This is a genomic window from Marivivens donghaensis (genome assembly GCF_011806565.1).
Taxonomy (GTDB): Bacteria; Pseudomonadota; Alphaproteobacteria; order Rhodobacterales; family Rhodobacteraceae; genus Marivivens; species Marivivens donghaensis_A.
The window spans coordinates 414,452-429,867 of the sequence record NZ_JAATOP010000002.1 but is presented as its reverse complement, the minus strand read 5'-3'; the positions used below and the strand labels follow the sequence as shown (position 1 = coordinate 429,867).

Annotated in this window: 17 protein-coding genes; 5 read left to right on the top strand and 12 right to left on the bottom strand. The window is 59.8% G+C overall.

Features of this window, described 5'->3' with window-relative positions:
• The first annotated feature begins 111 nt into the window (after nucleotides 1-111).
• From yidC to HCZ30_RS05050, 5 genes are read left to right on the top strand one after another with little or no spacing between them, the layout of a single operon-like run.
• Nucleotides 112-1,887: a membrane protein insertase YidC gene (gene yidC / locus HCZ30_RS05070; protein ID WP_167636987.1), complete on the top strand. Its 1,776-nt coding sequence runs from the start codon at nucleotides 112-114 to the stop codon at nucleotides 1,885-1,887.
• A 45-nt stretch (nucleotides 1,888-1,932) separates the two neighbouring features.
• On the top strand, nucleotides 1,933-2,583 hold the full coding sequence (gene yihA, locus HCZ30_RS05065) for a ribosome biogenesis GTP-binding protein YihA/YsxC (RefSeq protein WP_167636984.1): 651 nt from the start codon (nucleotides 1,933-1,935) through the stop codon (nucleotides 2,581-2,583).
• A 37-nt stretch (nucleotides 2,584-2,620) separates the two neighbouring features.
• The gene (argB, locus tag HCZ30_RS05060; RefSeq protein ID WP_175580962.1) at nucleotides 2,621-3,496 is read left to right on the top strand and encodes an acetylglutamate kinase; all 876 of its coding nucleotides are present in this window, start codon (nucleotides 2,621-2,623) and stop codon (nucleotides 3,494-3,496) included.
• Nucleotides 3,497-4,144: a ferredoxin gene (locus tag HCZ30_RS05055; protein WP_167636980.1), complete on the top strand. Its 648-nt coding sequence runs from the start codon at nucleotides 3,497-3,499 to the stop codon at nucleotides 4,142-4,144.
• Complete coding sequence (locus HCZ30_RS05050; RefSeq protein ID WP_167636978.1) at nucleotides 4,129-4,614, top strand: SixA phosphatase family protein; 486 nt, start codon at nucleotides 4,129-4,131, stop codon at nucleotides 4,612-4,614. Before HCZ30_RS05055 ends, HCZ30_RS05050 begins: the two co-directional genes overlap by 16 nt.
• Nucleotides 4,615-4,662: 48 nt before the next feature.
• On the opposite strand, the gene HCZ30_RS05045 is transcribed toward HCZ30_RS05050, so the two are convergent.
• The 12 genes from HCZ30_RS05045 to HCZ30_RS16805 all read right to left on the bottom strand — a co-directional run bounded on the left by HCZ30_RS05045 (nucleotide 4,663) and on the right by HCZ30_RS16805 (nucleotide 15,373).
• Nucleotides 4,663-5,454 carry an amino acid ABC transporter ATP-binding protein gene (locus HCZ30_RS05045; protein WP_167636975.1) on the bottom strand — a complete coding sequence of 264 codons (792 nt, stop codon included), beginning with the start codon at nucleotides 5,452-5,454 and terminating at the stop codon, nucleotides 4,663-4,665.
• 11 nt (nucleotides 5,455-5,465) lie between these two features.
• On the bottom strand, nucleotides 5,466-7,169 hold the full coding sequence (locus tag HCZ30_RS05040; protein ID WP_167636973.1) for an amino acid ABC transporter permease: 1,704 nt from the start codon (nucleotides 7,167-7,169) through the stop codon (nucleotides 5,466-5,468).
• Nucleotide 7,170: 1 nt separating this feature from the next.
• On the bottom strand, nucleotides 7,171-8,580 hold the full coding sequence (locus HCZ30_RS05035; RefSeq protein WP_167636971.1) for an amino acid ABC transporter permease: 1,410 nt from the start codon (nucleotides 8,578-8,580) through the stop codon (nucleotides 7,171-7,173).
• Nucleotides 8,581-8,706: 126 nt separating this feature from the next.
• Nucleotides 8,707-9,726: an amino acid ABC transporter substrate-binding protein gene (locus tag HCZ30_RS05030; RefSeq protein ID WP_167636969.1), complete on the bottom strand. Its 1,020-nt coding sequence runs from the start codon at nucleotides 9,724-9,726 to the stop codon at nucleotides 8,707-8,709.
• A gap of 208 nt (nucleotides 9,727-9,934) precedes the next feature.
• Nucleotides 9,935-10,648 carry an ATP12 family chaperone protein gene (locus HCZ30_RS05025; RefSeq protein WP_167637097.1) on the bottom strand — a complete coding sequence of 238 codons (714 nt, stop codon included), beginning with the start codon at nucleotides 10,646-10,648 and terminating at the stop codon, nucleotides 9,935-9,937.
• Nucleotides 10,645-11,316 carry an HAD-IA family hydrolase gene (locus HCZ30_RS05020; RefSeq protein ID WP_167636967.1) on the bottom strand — a complete coding sequence of 224 codons (672 nt, stop codon included), beginning with the start codon at nucleotides 11,314-11,316 and terminating at the stop codon, nucleotides 10,645-10,647. The genes HCZ30_RS05025 and HCZ30_RS05020 overlap by 4 nt, the downstream gene beginning before the upstream one ends.
• Complete coding sequence (locus tag HCZ30_RS05015; RefSeq protein WP_167636965.1) at nucleotides 11,303-12,361, bottom strand: RluA family pseudouridine synthase; 1,059 nt, start codon at nucleotides 12,359-12,361, stop codon at nucleotides 11,303-11,305. The genes HCZ30_RS05020 and HCZ30_RS05015 overlap by 14 nt, the downstream gene beginning before the upstream one ends.
• Nucleotides 12,358-12,735 carry a fluoride efflux transporter CrcB gene (gene crcB, locus HCZ30_RS05010; RefSeq protein ID WP_167636963.1) on the bottom strand — a complete coding sequence of 126 codons (378 nt, stop codon included), beginning with the start codon at nucleotides 12,733-12,735 and terminating at the stop codon, nucleotides 12,358-12,360. The genes HCZ30_RS05015 and crcB overlap by 4 nt, the downstream gene beginning before the upstream one ends.
• Nucleotides 12,736-12,766: 31 nt before the next feature.
• Complete coding sequence (locus HCZ30_RS05005; protein ID WP_167636960.1) at nucleotides 12,767-14,083, bottom strand: replication-associated recombination protein A; 1,317 nt, start codon at nucleotides 14,081-14,083, stop codon at nucleotides 12,767-12,769.
• Nucleotides 14,084-14,121: 38 nt separating this feature from the next.
• Entirely contained in the window at nucleotides 14,122-14,712 is a 591-nt protein-coding gene (locus HCZ30_RS05000; protein WP_167636958.1) for an acyl-homoserine-lactone synthase, read from the bottom strand.
• A 54-nt stretch (nucleotides 14,713-14,766) separates the two neighbouring features.
• Complete coding sequence (locus tag HCZ30_RS04995) at nucleotides 14,767-15,222, bottom strand: LuxR family transcriptional regulator (protein WP_348640351.1); 456 nt, start codon at nucleotides 15,220-15,222, stop codon at nucleotides 14,767-14,769.
• On the bottom strand, nucleotides 15,185-15,373 hold the full coding sequence (locus HCZ30_RS16805; RefSeq protein WP_348640350.1) for an autoinducer binding domain-containing protein: 189 nt from the start codon (nucleotides 15,371-15,373) through the stop codon (nucleotides 15,185-15,187). Before HCZ30_RS16805 ends, HCZ30_RS04995 begins: the two co-directional genes overlap by 38 nt.
• Between the last annotated feature and the right edge of the window lie 43 nt (nucleotides 15,374-15,416).

The following is a 15,416-nucleotide window of genomic DNA, read 5'->3' as shown; positions in this document are numbered from 1 at the left end:
GTGAGTAAACAAAAGCCCGTTCGCCTGCAAAACATCGCAAAACCGCTTGACCTTTGAGCCTGTGGCCTGTTGAACCAACCCGACCAAAATAAGGCGAAATAGGCAGTTCAGATGGACAATCAGAACAGAAATATGCTGTTGGCGCTCGTGCTTTGCGCGGGTGTGCTCGGCGTGTGGTACACCCTCTTCCCCCTGCCGGAGCAATCTCCCGCAGTAGCCGAAGATGTGGCCGCAGAACAAACGCTTGATGCACCTGTCGCGAACTCGGCGACTCCGGGCGTGGCAGCTGTCCCGACCGAAGTCGTAGCCGACACACCACGCGTTCCGATCGAGTCGCCTGAGCTGTCGGGTTCGATCAACCTGATGGGCGGCCGCCTCGACGACCTATACCTGACCGACTACCGCGTTTCGGTCGAAGAGGACTCGGACACGATCCATCTGCTGCGCCCCTCGGGCAGCAATGATGCCTACTTCGCCAGCTTCGGATGGAGCGCCAATCAGGGCGTCGCCGCCGACGCCGTTCCTGGCCCCGACACCATGTGGGAACTGGAAGAGGGCGAAACGCTCAGCCCCGACAGCCCCGTCACTATCAAATGGGACAACGGCGCCGGCCTGACCTTCCGCAATACCTATACCGTCGACGACAAGTTCATGATCACCATCGATCAGTCTGTCGTTAACAATGGCGACGCAGACGCAACCGTTGCGCCTTACGGCCTGATCCGTCGCTATACTGAACCGGACGACCTCGAAGGCTTCTTTGTTCTACACGAAGGCCTGATCCGCATGGCCGACGGCTCGCTCGACCAAATCAAATACAAAGACATCGCCGACGAAACCGCCGCCGATCGTACAACAGTCACCGAAAGCGGCTGGATCGGCTACACCGACCACTACTGGATGACGACGCTGATCCCCGATCAGACCCGTCCGTTCGAAGCCATTTCGCGCTATTTCGGCACCAACGACGTCTACGAAGCCGACGCCATCATGCCGAGCGAAACCGTCGCTGCCGGCGGCGAGACGACCGTTTCGACCCGCTTCTTCGCAGGCGCTAAGGAATGGGAAACCATCCGCGCCTACCAGAACGATGGTGGCATCGTTAACTTCATCAACACCATCGACTGGGGTTGGTTCTTCTTCCTGACAAAGCCGATCTTCTGGCTCCTCCACAACATCCACGCGCTCATCGGCAACATGGGTTGGTCGATCATCGTCCTGACCTTCGTTCTAAAGGCGCTGGTACTGCCGCTCTCCTACAAATCCTACGTCTCCATGGCGAAGATGAAGGAGCTGCAGCCCGAAATGGAGAAGCTCAAAGAGCGTATGGGCGACGACCGTGCTGGTCTGCAGCAGGGCATGATGAAGCTCTACCGCGACAACAAGGTCAATCCGGCGTCCGGCTGTCTGCCGATGCTGCTGCAGATTCCGATCTTCTTCTCTCTCTACAAGGTGATCTTCGTGACGCTCGAACTGCGTCATGCGCCTTGGATTGGCTGGATCAACGACCTGTCCGCGCCTGATCCGTCGTCGATCCTGAACCTCTTCGGTCTGCTGCCGTGGGCCGCGCCGGAGCCGACCAGCTTCCTCGCGATCATCTCGCTCGGTATCCTGCCGATCCTGCTGGGTATCTCGATGTGGCTGCAGCAGAAGCTGAATCCGGCCCCCGCCGATCCGTCGCAGAAGATGATCTTCGCTTGGATGCCGTGGATCTTCATGTTCATGCTCGGCAACTTCGCTTCGGGTCTGGTGCTCTACTGGATCACCAACAACACGATTACTTTCGTGCAGCAGTATGGCATCATGCGAAGCCACGGACATAAGCCCGATGTGCTCGGCAACATGTTCGGCGGGCTCCGCAAGAACAAAGCCGACGCAACGAAGTAAATACATCGGGCCGCCTCAGGGCGGCCCTTTTACAGGGGAACCCCGATGCAACTGACTTTTCCGATTGTCGAACAGCCTGACGAGTTCACTCTCGAAACCGGCCGCAAGCTTTTCCTTGGCCCCGTCGACTTCCTCAAGGGCGTCGTCGCCATGTCCGGCCTGCCGCCTGCGGACAGGCTCGAGGTTTGCTTTGCCGGTCGCTCGAACGTCGGCAAGTCGAGCCTGATCAACGCGCTGACCGGCCGCAAAGGCCTCGCGCGGGCGTCGAACACGCCGGGCCGTACGCAGGAAATCAACTACTTCACCGTCGGTGACGAACGCTACATCGTTGACCTTCCTGGCTATGGTTATGCCAATGCGCCGGTTGCAGTGGTCGAAAAATGGCAGAACCTGCTCAAACAGTACCTGTCAGGTCGCCAGACCCTGCGCCGCGTCTTCGTCCTGATCGACGCGCGCCACGGCGCGAAGAAGGTCGACGAAGAAATCATGACTCTGCTCGACCGCTCCGCCGTGACCTTCCAAGTCGTGATGACCAAAGTCGACAAGATCGGACAGAAGCAGCTGAATGAATCGCTTGAAGCCACGCGTGAAGCGCTTTCGCGTCACCCTGCCGCATTCCCCGAAATTGTGCTGACGTCGTCCGACAAAGGCGATGGCATTGCAACTTTGCGAGCTATTATCTCCACTATCGACTGACTAACCCGGAAAGGGGCCGGACGTGAGGAAACAAGAAATGAACCAAGACTGGATCGCAACCGCACGCACGCTGTCAGAGGCATTGCCCTATCTGCAGCGATACTCGGGCGCGATCGTCGTGGTCAAATTCGGCGGCAACGCCATGGGCGATCAGGACGCGATGGCGGAATTTGCCCGCGACATCGTTCTGATGCGTCAGGTCGGCGTGAACCCCGTCGTCGTGCACGGCGGCGGCCCGATGATCAACGACATGCTCTCGAAGCTCGGCATCGAGTCCGAGTGGGTGCGCGGCAAGCGCGTGACCGACAAAAAAACCGTTGAAGTCGTCGAGATGGTCCTCACCGGCCTCGTCAACAAGCGGATCGTTCAGGCGATCATGGACGAAGGCGGCCGCGCGGTTGGTCTGTCGGGTAAAGACGACGACATGATGGTCTGCGAGGCGGATGATCCGGAACTTGGTTTCGTCGGCAAGCCGGTCGAGATGAACGTACAGGTATTGCGCGACCTCTTTGCTGCGGGCATCATCCCTGTCATCGCGCCGGTTGCGACGGGCATGAAGGACAACGAGACCTTCAACGTAAACGGCGACACCGCAGCGGGCGCGATTGCGGGCGCCCTCAAGGCCGACCGCCTGCTTCTTTTGACCGACGTGTCGGGAGTGAAGAACAAAGAAGGCGAGATCGTCACCCAGATGACTCCCGACGACGTCCGCGACATGATCGCAGACGGCACCATCGCGGGCGGCATGATCCCGAAAACCGAAACCGCACTGAAGGCGGTAGAGGATGGTGTGCGCGCAGTGGTCATCATGGATGGGCGCGTGTCCAACGCATGTCTTCTCGAGCTCTTCACCGAGCACGGCGCGGGTTCGATGATCCGCACTACTCCGCCGCGCGTCGTTCCGCGCACCTGATTGGACGCGCTGCGCGAAATACTGGCCGAGCACGGCCTGCGCGCAGCTGGCGCCTTCATACCCGATGTCGCTGACGGCCTGCCCGATGAGGTGCAGGCCGTTATCATGTTGGCACCCGACGAACCGCATTTCTGGATCGTGTTCACCTCGTCACCCGAGTGGACCGACGGTCATGCGGATCCGCTCGATAGCTGGTCTGCCCGTGTCATCGGCGAAATTGCCGAGGCATCGGGCGCAAAGCCGCTGTTTCCCTTCACCGACCCACCGTTCCGCCCGTTCTATAAGTGGGCCATTAAGGCTGGCGCATGCGCCTCGCCCGTTATGCTACTGGCCGATGGGACTGCGGGATTGTTCGCATCGTTTCGCGGCGCATTGGCTTTCGACAAATTCGTTCAGATCGCTACACTCACCGCGCCCTGCTCCACCTGCGAACGGCGGTCGTGCCTCTCCTCCTGCCCTGTCGACGCATTGAACGCGGGCGGCTACGATACTGCGAAATGCGCCGCCTATCTGAGGTCGCCAGCGGGTAGCGACTGTTTGGAAATGGGTTGCCGCGTCCGGCGGTCGTGTCATGTCGGCTCAGCCAATCGCCCTGCGGATCAATCCGCCTATTCACTGCAAGAGTTCCTGAGATGCCGAAACGACTGATCCTGATCCGCCACGCAAAATCGGATTGGGGTGATCTGAACCAACCTGACAAGGCGCGCAATCTAAATGAACGCGGGCGTCGGCAGGCGCCGCTACTGGGGCGCTGGCTGCGCAAGAACGGATATGTGCCGGATGTCGTGCTGTGCTCTGCTGCCGTGCGGACGCGGGAGACGTTGGATCTGCTCGCTCTGGACACCACGGTCATTTACGAGGACTCGCTGTATCTTGCGACGCCCGACGTTATGTTTCGCGAGTTATCGAAGCGCGAGGAAGGCTGCATTGCGATGATCGGCCACAACCCCGGCATCGGGGAACTCGCCTACGCGCTCGCAGCCGAGCCTGCCGCGCATCCGAAATTCCACGCCTATCCGACACTCGCGACCACAGTTCTCAATTTTGATCAGGACAGATGGCGGGATATTGAAAAAGGCACAGTCACCGACTTCGCGGTGCCCAAGGATCTGGAATGAAGAAAGGCCCGGCAAACGCTGGGCCTTTCTCTTTGATTTTGCAGCAGATTAGTGACCGAGGATCTGTGACAGGAACAGCTTGGTACGATCCGACTGCGGGTTGTTGAAAAACTCGTGCGGTTCGTTCTGTTCGATGATCTGGCCTTGGTCCATGAAGATCACGCGGTTCGCAACGGCTTGGGCAAAGCCCATTTCGTGCGTCACGCAGAGCATGGTCATGCCCTCTTCGGCCAGCTCGATCATGGTGTCGAGAACTTCCTTGATCATCTCGGGGTCGAGAGCCGAGGTCGGTTCGTCGAACAGCATGATGCGCGGCTTCATGCACAGCGAGCGGGCAATCGCCACACGCTGCTGCTGACCACCCGAAAGCTGACCCGGATACTTGTGGGCCTGATCGGGGATCTTCACCTTTTCAAGGTAGTGCATCGCGATCTCTTCGGCTTCTTTCTTGGGAACCTTACGGACCCAGATCGGCGCCAGAGTGCAGTTTTCCAGAATGGTCAGGTGCGGGAACAGGTTGAAGTGCTGGAAGCACATGCCGACCTCGGACCGGATCTTGTCGATGTTCTTGAGGTCGGAGGTCAGTTCCGTACCATCCACGATGATCTGGCCGGCCTGATGTTCTTCAAGGCGGTTGATACAGCGGATCAGCGTCGATTTACCCGAGCCCGACGGGCCACAGATAACGATGCGTTCACCACGGTTAACGGTCAGGTTCACATCACGCAGAACGTGGAACTGGCCGTACCACTTGTTCATGTTGGTGATCTGGATAGCCACCTCGTCCGAGACCTTCATGGTGCTACGGTCGATCGTGCGGTCGATAGCAAGTTCAGACATGTCAGGTCTCCTTAGCGGTGTCCGCGCTGGAGTTGTTTCTCCAGCCACAGCGAGTAACGGCCCATGCTGAAACAGCAGACAAAGAATACGAGGCCGATGAAGATGAAAAGTTCCCAATAGACGCCGTTCCAATCACTGGAGGCGCGAATTGAGTTAGAGAGGTTGATCGGGTCAAGCAGACCGATGATGCCGACCAGCGTGGTATCTTTGAACAGACCGATAAAGGTGTTCACGATACCCGGGATCGAGATCTTCAGTGCCTGTGGCAGGACGATCAGGCGCATGGATTTCCAGTAGTCCAGACCAAGCGCATCAGCCGCTTCGTACTGGCCCTTAGGAAGCGCCGCGAGACCGCCTCGAACCACCTCGGCGATGTAGGCCGCCGAGAAGAGCGTGACCATGATCACAACCCGCAGAACGAGGTCGAAATTCGTACCCGGCGGTAGGAAGTAGTTCAGCAGCAGCGATGCGGTGAACAGCCAGACGATCAGAGGAACGCCGCGGATGACTTCGATGAAGACGATACAGGCGACCTTGACCACCAGCAGGTCCGACTGACGACCGAGCGCCAGTAGAACACCGAGCGGCAGCGACAGACCGATACCAGCGACACCGATGATGATCGCGAGCATGAAGCCACCGAATTCACGGCTGGTGACCGGCTCGAGGCCGACCAGACCCAGACGACCGTAGGCGTCGCTGAGGTTCCGCTGAGCAATTTCGTCACCTTCGGCAGCAGCGGCCTTCCACTCCGGCAGCATTTCGAGGTTGGATGCGATGGTCTTCGCATCGGTCGATTTCTGCGAGTAGTAGTAGGCGTCGCGGCTGAGGATACGCAGCTCCGCACGTACGGTTTCGAGCTCGTCCATGATTGCGTTGAACTCGGCCTTGACGGCGTCGGTCTCTTCCACAGCGACGATTTCTTCAAGCTGGGCATCAAGCTCGGCAACGCGAGCGTTGAGTTCAGCCATACGCGTTTCGATGGCTTCCTGAGCTTCCGGAATGGCGATGAGATCGGCTTCCGTCTGCTCGGCAATCGTTTCGAGGCGCGCCTCTGCGACGGTTGCGTGCAGGCCGTCGTTGACGACGGGCATTAGGTAGACCCACCAGACAACAGCCGAAACAACGGCAGCGGCAACAGCAACACCGAGACCGCCAACCTTGTTACCGAAGTAACCGACGATACCGCCGATGACGAAGCCGAGTGCCGCAAGGATCGGCACCCAGAACGAGCCGCCCCACAGCAGCCATACCACGAGGAACGGGTACGCCGCAGCGAGCCACATCAGCGGACGCGGGAAGCGGTTCGGGAACAGGATTGGGCCAAGCGCAACGAACAGCAGAACGAAGGCAAGGATCGGGCGCCAGTGAAGGTCGGCGCGGTAGAAGCCGAACAGCAGCTGGAGCCAACGGTCGGAAATGACCGCGAAACAGCCACCGCCATGCATGGCGTTCGGCGAGTTGATCGCGATGACTTCACGACATTCGTTCAGCGATCCCGCATTCCAGACGGAATGGTAGAACCACGGAGCGATCGCAGCGAGCACCGAGTAGATGATGTAGATCGCGATGACGGTCATCAGACCGTTCACCCAATCCGAGAAGAGGTTTTCGCGCATCCATTTGACCGCACCTGTCTGAGCGTTTGGCGGCTCGGACGGCTGGATCATGGAATCGCGAACGTACCTGACGGTTTGCGCGTGTGTGTCAGACATCTTAGCGCTCCTTCAGTTTTACGCTGTTGTTGAACCAGTTCATACCGGCCGAAATCAGAAGGCTCAGGATGAGGTAGAACATACCCGTCAGCAGAATGCCTTCGAGCTCGCGGCCCGTCTGGTTCACGGTGATACCGCCGAGAGTACTGCGGATGTCCATGTAACCGATGGCGATAGCCAGCGAGGAGTTCTTGGTCAGGTTCAGGAACTGCGAAATAAGCGGGGGAATGATCACGCGCATCGCTTGCGGCAGGATCACGAGGCTCATGGTCCGGTTGGCGCGCAGACCGAGTGCGAAAGCGGCTTCGCTCTGGCCCTTGGAGACCGAGAGGATACCCGCACGCACGATCTCTGCAATGAATGCGCCGGTGTAGAGCGACAGCGCCAGCAGAAGAGCGATCAGCGAGTTACGGATCTGGAGACCACCCGAGAAGTTGAAACCACCGAGTTCGGGGTAATCGAAGGTGACCGACGGATCGAACGCAGGCTGGAAGCCGAACATGCCCCAGAACGGACCGGCAATGAAATACTGCCAGAGGATGATCAGAGCGGCGGCAATCAGAGCGGCCAGCACATTCGGCACGAACGTCTTTGCAACGCGGTAGCCGATGACGGCAATAGCGACGATGATCGCCACTTTGATGATGCTCAGCAGCGCGAACATCAGACCGGCCTGAAGGCTGTAAACCAGCAGGATAGCGGCAATCACGAGCACGATTCCCAGCCAGATCGGCATTGGAGATTCGCCCGTTGCAGCCTGACGCTTGATCGACCACTTGCGAAGCCAAATCGCCGCGCCAATGGCCAGAACCGCCACGATAGCGAGCAGTTCCCAGCCAGCGCCGAAGATCGGGCTCGGAATAAACGTACCGCGGTTGGTGATCGCGACGGACTCGTTGAAGAGCATCGACGCATCGCCGGTTTTGAAGTCACGCGGCTGGTGGGTGGCTTCGGTCACGATAGCGAAGATCGCCACGATCCAGAGGAGGAGCGGAACGTTGCGGAAACCTTCGACGTATACGGCAGCAAGTCGCGAAGCCATAAAGTTCTTCGACAGGCGCAGAACGCCGAAAACAATACCGAGAATCGTCGCGAATACGCAGCCAAGCAGGGCGACGAGCAGGGTATTGAACATACCGACGGCCGCCGCACGGATGTGCGTGTCGTTCGAGGTATACGGAATGAGCTGCTGGTTAATGTCGTAACCTGCGCGCTTCCACAGGAAGTCGAGACGGAAGTCCTTACCCTGTGCTGCGAGGTTGGTCACGGTGTTGCTGTAGAGCCAGAATAGGCCCCCACCGATCAGAAGCAGCGCAATGACCTGCAGGGTGATCGAGCGATAGCGGGTGTCGTAAATTAGCTGAGAAAGCCGAAAGCCATTACGCTTCGGCGGGTCCGATTGGGTCGTCATCCATTTCTCCCCGGCTCCCTTTCCACGCCTTGGCTTATGCTCTTTGATTATGACGTGGGGGGCTTGTTCTTGGTTTACTTAGGAAAAGGGCGCGGCCATTGCCGCGCCCTATCCTGTGAGCCGTTCTTAGCGGAACGGCGGTGCGTACATCAGACCGCCTTCGGTCCACTGTGCGTTCAGGCCGCGGGCCAGACCGATCGGGGTCGACTCGCCGATGTTGCGCTCGAAGATCTCACCGTAGTTGCCGCCGGCTGCGATAGCGCGGACAGCCCACTGCTTGTCGAGGCCGATCATGGCGCCGAGGTCACCTTCGGTGCCGAGCAGACGGTTGATTTCCGGGTTGTTGGTCGGTGCAGCTGCCAGCTCTTCAACGTTAGCCGAGGTCACGCCGAGTTCTTCAGCAGCGATCAGAGCGTTGAGGGTCCAACGAGCGATGTCCATCCAGTTGTCGTCGCCGTGACGAACGACCGGGCCGAGCGGCTCTTTCGAAATGATTTCCGGCAGAATGACGTGTGCCGACGGATCTTCGAAGGTTGCGCGGGTCGCTGCGAGGCCCGATGCGTCGGTGGTGTAAACGTCGCAAGCGCCAGCGAGGTACTGCTGCTGAGCTTCTGCGTTGGTTTCGATCGGAACCGGCTCGTAGTTGATGTTGTTCGAGCGGAAGAAGTCAGCGAGGTTCAGTTCGGTGGTGGTACCGGTCTGGATACAAACGGTTGCACCGTCGAGGTCCTTAGCCGAGGTAACGCCGAGCTCTTTGGGAACCATGAAGCCCTGACCGTCGTAGTAGTTTACGCCGATGAAGTTCAGGTTCAGGTCGGTATCACGCGAGAAGGTCCAGGTGGTGTTACGCGACAGGATGTCGATTTCGCCCGAGGACAGAGCAGTGAAACGAACCTGAGTGGTGAGCGGTACGAATTCTACAGCGGTCGGATCTTCGAGAACAGCGGCACCGATTGCGCGGCAGACAGCCACGTCAAAACCCTGCCATACGCCGTTCGCGTCGGGCTCCGAGAAACCGGTCAGACCGGACGAGACGCCGCAGTTCAGCGAGCCGCGTGCTTTGACATCGTCCAGAGTGGCGGCCGATGCAGCGGCAGCGGTAAGACCCGCGACGGCAACTGCGCCGAGCAGTACGGATTTCTTCATTTTAACCTCTTCCTGAGTTTCTGGCATTTGAGCCAGTTGTTAGTTTGGTCCGCGGATTGGGAACCGCGCACGCCGGTGTGCCCCGACGCGATGCTGTAGACTGAGCGAAAAGCGGCCTAGAGGTCAAGAGGCCCATGCCCCCGAGTCACATGAGGACACAGGTCAAACGAACAAAATTTCATCGCGTGATTAACTTTTGTCCTGTCGGTTAGGCGACATATGCTTTCGCATAAAGATCGGCCGCGAGGAGGAAGGCGGCCTTTTTGTATTCGGCCAGCTCGGTCGCCTCTTCATCGGCGCCCCACTGCTCGATCTGCCAGTTCTCGTCGATGCGAGAAAGCTCCCACGCCTCTTCGGGCTGGAGGCGGTTTTCGATGACCGCGAGAGCGAGCGCAAACGAGCCGGAAATCGTCACAAGATCGTGGAAACCTGCCATTTCGAAGGCGCTGAGCTTGCCAACGCGCTCGCGCAGCGTGACCTGTCCAGCCTCGTCCTGCGCCACCGGCATCACGCCGGCGATCTTGTTCAGACGCACACCGTGGGTGCTGTGAAGCCAGTCAAGAATCGGGTCCCAGCCTGACGCCTGACGCGCGCAGAGCCCCTCGGGGCTGTCGGCACGGTAGCAGAGCAGATCGCTGCCACCATAGGCGGCCAGCATGTCGGCCACTTCGTCAAACTGGACGGTGACCTTGTCCAGCGCCGAGTTGGCGGCGCGGGTGTAGGGCATCTGGTTCGGGTCGATCTCGCCTTCTTGGGCGTCCCACTCTGCCGCGACAGCTTCGGCCAGTTCACGGGTCGGAACGACGAGCAGCGTTTTTGCGGGCGTCTTTACCGGACGACCGTCAAGCTGCACGGTCCAACCGCCTTCAACCTCGGCAACGGTGGCCTCTTTCCAGAAACGCTTGGCTTTCCACATGGTCAGTCTCCCAGAAGGTTTTGGATGGCGGCGGGCAACTCTGCAAAGCTGTTGATGATCACGTCAGCGTTCAGTTCGGCTACATCGTGGTAGCCCCACGATACGCCGATCGCCTTTACGCCTGCGGCCTTCGCCATATCCATATCGAATGTCGTATCGCCCACCATCACCGCGTTTGCCGAATCCACGCCCGTTTCGCGAAGCGCCGCGTGGATCATGGACGGGTGAGGTTTGGACGGATGGAAATCGGAGCACTGAGCGGAGGCGAAGTATCCCTCCAGCCCGTGCCCTTCGATCAGCTTGTCGACGCCGCGCTTCGATTTGCCGGTAGCAATCGCCAGAAGCGTCCAGTCATCGGCGCGGAGCAGATCGAGTACCTCTCGCGCGCCATCGTAAAACGGGCTCGTGGCGACAGAACCGCGCGCCTCGCGCTGCTCGAAGTAGGCGCGGCGGTAGGCTTCGGCCAGACGGATATGCTCGCCAGCATCAACTTCTGGCACCAGAACCGCCATGCCCTCTTCGAGCGACAGGCCCACAATGGACTTGATGGCATCGCGGCTAGGCGCGGTCATGCCGATCTGCTCGAACGCAGCCGTCATGGACGCCACGATCAGCCCTTGGCTATCGACCAGCGTGCCGTCCACATCGAAGATTACCAGCTTAAGATCGGTCATCGTCCATATTGAACGGGTCGAGCGGCGCGTGGTCCACGTTCCAGCCGACATAGTCCCAAGTGCGTTGCATATGCTCAGGCAGCGGCGCCTGAAGCGTGATCATCTCTTTGGTGATCGGATGCTCGATGATGAGCGTACGAGCGTGGAGGTGCAGCTTGCGGCTGATCTCTCCGCCGACGCCGGCACCCCAACCATCGCCCGCATTCTCGGACGACGAGCCGCCGTATTTGCCATCACCGACGATCGGATGGCCAATTTCAGCCATGTGGGCGCGCAGCTGGTGCGTCCGGCCCGTGATCGGCACCAGCGCGACCCAAGTCATACGGGTGCCCGCAGTGTCCTGAATGGCGTAGTCGGTGTGCGAACGTTTGGCGCCTTCGGTGGTCGCAACGTCGCGCGGGTGGATACACTGCATTTTTTCGCCTTCGCCGCGCTGACCGCGACCGGGCGCCTTGAGCAGGCCGTATTTGATCGAACCGGCCTTGGGCGACGGCTGACCAGCGACGGCGGCCCAGTAGATCTTGCGCACATTGCGGTGACGCAGCGCTTCGCTCAGCGCACGGGCAACGCGCGGGGTGCGCGCGAGCAGCAGAAGGCCCGAGGTGTCCTTATCGAGGCGGTGCACCAGCTTGGGTTTTTCCTTGTAGCCGAACTTCAGCGCCTCGGCCAAACCGTCGACGTGACGTTCGCCCTGCCCCGAGCCACCCTGCGACGGCAGTCCCGGCGGCTTGTTCAGCGCGATGATGTGCTCGTCTTTCCAGAGAACACAGTCCTGAATCATCTTGGTGTCGGACTTATTGATCTTGCGGAGCGTCACCGGCGCAGGCTGGCTATCAGCCTCGCTCAGCGGCGGGATGCGCACCTTCTGTCCGTATTCGAGGCGCGCGTTCGGCTTCACGCGGCCCCCATCGACGCGCAGCTCACCTTTGCGGCACATCTTTTCGATGCGGCCCTGAGTGAGGTGCGGGAATTCCTTGCGAAGCCAGCGGTCGATCCGCATTTCGGCATCGTCGTGTGTAATCGTACGGGTCTGAACACCGCTCATGATAGCACCATCCGTCCGATCGCCATGCCGGCGACCAAAGCTGCAATACCGACGATGACCGTGCCCAGCACGTAGACGCCCGCCAGTAATATTTCGTTGCGCTCATAGAGGGCGACCGCATCGAGCGAGAATGCCGAGAAGGTCGTGAAACCGCCGAGCACCCCCGTCATCAGAAACGGCGCGTACTTGTTGCCGCCCTTTTCCGCGAGCAGGATCACCAATAGGCCCATCAGGAACGAGCCGGCGACGTTGACCGTCACCGTGCCGAAGGGGAAGCCCGGACCGACCAGACGCATTACGCCGACATTCGTCAGATAACGCCCCGCAGCACCGATCCCCCCTCCGAGGGCCACTATGAGAGTATTCCAAATCATCAGCGTTCCTTGACCCTTTGGGGCCGGAGTGTCAATCGCGGGGACTGTTTCGCTTGGACCGGAGCCCCGCGAAATACTCTACCCGTTTTTTCAGCTCTCGCTCAAATCCGCGTTCGACCGGAGCGTAGAACGTCGGGCGCTGCATGCGGTCGGGGAAATAGTCCTGACCCGAAAACCCGTCTTCGGCATCGTGATCGTAGGCGTATCCCGCGCCGTAGCCCTGTTCCTTCATCATCTTTGTCGGCGCGTTGAGAATATGTTTGGGCGGCGGCTCGCTGCCCGACTTGCGAGCGGCATCGCGGGACGCTTTGTAAGCCACGTAGCCCGCATTGGTCTTGGGGGCGAGCGCGAGGTAGATCACCGCCTGCGCCAGCGCGAGCTCGCCTTCGGGACTGCCGAGGCGTTCGTAAGTTTCCCACGCATGGAGGCAGACCGTCTGCGCCTGCGGATCGGCGAGCGCGATATCCTCGACCGACATACGCAGGATGCGCCGCGCGAGGTAGCGCGGGTCCTCACCGCCTTCGAGCATCCGCGAAAACCAGTAAAGCGCGGCATCGGGATCGGACCCGCGCACGGATTTATGTAGTGCGGATATGAGGTTATAGTGTTCGTCGCCCGACTTGTCGTACTTCGCAGCGCGGCGCATCAGGCGGGTCGTGAGCTGCTCGACGCCGAGCGGAGTGGTGACCTTCCAAGCCGACACCTGCTCGATCAGATTGACCAGCGTGCGCCCGTCCCCATCCGCCATCGACAGCAAAGCAGTTCGGGCAGAAGGCTCCAGCGGCAGGTCGCGCCCGATCTCTTTTTCGGCGCGTGTCGCCAGTGCATCCAGTTCGTCATCGTCGAGACGCGTCAGAACCAGAACCTGAGAACGGCTCAGGATAGCGGCGTTGAGCTCAAAGGACGGGTTCTCGGTCGTGGCGCCGACGAGGACAATGGTGCCGTCCTCCATATGCGGCAGGAAACTGTCCTGCTGCGCTTTGTTGAAACGGTGGATCTCGTCGACAAACAACAGGGTCCCTCGCCCGTTGCCGCGCCTGATCTTGGCCGCTTCGAACACTTTGCGAAGCTCCGGCACGCCGCTGAAAATCGCGCTGATCTGTTCGAAGTGAAGGTCCGTCTCGCGCGCCAGCAGACGCGCAATCGTGGTCTTACCAACCCCCGGTGGCCCCCAGAGGATCAGCGACGATAGAGACCCCGATTCGAGCATGACGCCGAGCGGGCCGTCCTCACCGATAACCTGCTTCTGGCCGATAACCTCTGCCAGCGTCTTGGGACGAAGGCGGTCGGCAAGCGGATGCGGGGCGTTGGAGGGCGTCGCCGAGGGCGTTTCGAAAAGATCGGACATGAGCGCAACTTAGGCTCATGTCCGATCTTTGCAATCACTCAGTGCAGCTTGTCCGCAAGGTTGAACCATACGGCCTGATACTCGATCCCGCCCATGTTCATCACGCGGCCAGCAGGCGACAGATCCAGCGCCGCGCGCTTCGACCAGCGGGTCCAGTTCGACGGCAGCAGTGCAACCATCCGGCTCGCACAGAGCTCGCGGCCCGCCTTGACGATCTGGCCGGTCAGCAACAGACGAACCCGCAAGCGCACGTTGGTCGGGACATCATCCCCGATGAAACCGCGGGTCACTTCCCAGACACTCTCGTCCACAGGTGCATCGTCATAGAGCAAATCCTGCGGGATCGAATCCAGCAGCCCGTTCTGTGCGTCGCGAACCATGTAGGAGTAGATGCCACAACGTGCCGTTGTCGGCGTAAGACGCGCGCCTGCCAGCACGCGGCCGGTGTCATCGTGAACCGCTACGTAGCGCGATGCAGGCGTGTCATATTGATCGTATTCCATGCCCATTGTCTCTGGCAGGTCCCACGACCGCTTGAGAATAAAAGAGTCCCTGCGCGCGCGCAGGACGTTGGCAAAAAGCTCGCCGTGATGGTGCATATTGGCGAATGAGAGAACCGTGCTTTGCATGTGTAGCCTCCAGCGTTTTTTAGGGTTATTCCCCCGCGCCGGTCCGAGAAGGCGTCAAAGCAGACGGTAGCTCCTTGCTTTTTGGATAGCCTCCACTGTTGTCCGGGCGTGCATGCTCGAACGGGCGTCCGACAGGCGCGCCTTGAAGGCGCTTTCTGAGATACCGAGCTTCGCGGCGGCTGCCGCGTGACGATCCCCCTCGGCGATCCGCCGCAGGGCTTGTGATTGTGCGTCCGTCAAGGACAGCGGGGGGCAAAAGTCGGCATGCATCGCCTCGATGACATGCGCAAATTCGGCAATTTCACATTCTGTGAATTCGCGATCCGGTCGCGTGGCAGTTGCGATCGTTCTGGATTTCAGCGTACCGCACGATACGGCCAATCCGCAGTTCATCCCGTATGCGCGAGCCTGTCCAAGAATATCGAACGGGTCCGGGATGGTTATTTCGCTCCATCTGGCAGTTCCAACCCGATCAAGCCCCCCAAGCAATGATCGGATCACGGAGCGCATAGGCCTCCTCGACATAGTGATCCATCCATGCCCTTGGGAACGTCTGCGCCGAAAACAGCGGCATCGCGGCCCGGATATGCAATCCGTAAAAGTAGCCGTGAGGCGCGATTTTATCGAGCCTGTCCGAGTAGTTAGCGGTTTCAATCGCCAAGGTCATACACCTATATGGCAACTGTTTTAAAATTTAGTCAACT

What these genes read in the sequence shown, in the direction of transcription:
- yidC (WP_167636987.1), top strand. Translation starts at nt 112, where the DNA reads ATGGACAATCAGAACAGAAATATGCTGTTGGCGCTCGTGCTTTGCGCG.
- yihA (WP_167636984.1), top strand. Translation starts at nt 1,933, where the DNA reads ATGCAACTGACTTTTCCGATTGTCGAACAGCCTGACGAGTTCACTCTC.
- argB (WP_175580962.1), top strand. Translation starts at nt 2,621, where the DNA reads ATGAACCAAGACTGGATCGCAACCGCACGCACGCTGTCAGAGGCATTG.
- HCZ30_RS05050 (WP_167636978.1), top strand. Translation starts at nt 4,129, where the DNA reads ATGCCGAAACGACTGATCCTGATCCGCCACGCAAAATCGGATTGGGGT.
- HCZ30_RS05045 (WP_167636975.1), bottom strand. Translation starts at nt 5,454, where the DNA reads ATGTCTGAACTTGCTATCGACCGCACGATCGACCGTAGCACCATGAAG.
- HCZ30_RS05040 (WP_167636973.1), bottom strand. Translation starts at nt 7,169, where the DNA reads ATGTCTGACACACACGCGCAAACCGTCAGGTACGTTCGCGATTCCATG.
- HCZ30_RS05035 (WP_167636971.1), bottom strand. Translation starts at nt 8,580, where the DNA reads ATGACGACCCAATCGGACCCGCCGAAGCGTAATGGCTTTCGGCTTTCT.
- HCZ30_RS05030 (WP_167636969.1), bottom strand. Translation starts at nt 9,726, where the DNA reads ATGAAGAAATCCGTACTGCTCGGCGCAGTTGCCGTCGCGGGTCTTACC.
- HCZ30_RS05020 (WP_167636967.1), bottom strand. Translation starts at nt 11,316, where the DNA reads ATGACCGATCTTAAGCTGGTAATCTTCGATGTGGACGGCACGCTGGTC.
- HCZ30_RS05015 (WP_167636965.1), bottom strand. Translation starts at nt 12,361, where the DNA reads ATGAGCGGTGTTCAGACCCGTACGATTACACACGACGATGCCGAAATG.
- crcB (WP_167636963.1), bottom strand. Translation starts at nt 12,735, where the DNA reads ATGATTTGGAATACTCTCATAGTGGCCCTCGGAGGGGGGATCGGTGCT.
- HCZ30_RS05005 (WP_167636960.1), bottom strand. Translation starts at nt 14,083, where the DNA reads ATGTCCGATCTTTTCGAAACGCCCTCGGCGACGCCCTCCAACGCCCCG.
- HCZ30_RS05000 (WP_167636958.1), bottom strand. Translation starts at nt 14,712, where the DNA reads ATGCAAAGCACGGTTCTCTCATTCGCCAATATGCACCATCACGGCGAG.
- HCZ30_RS04995 (WP_348640351.1), bottom strand. Translation starts at nt 15,222, where the DNA reads ATGCGCTCCGTGATCCGATCATTGCTTGGGGGGCTTGATCGGGTTGGA.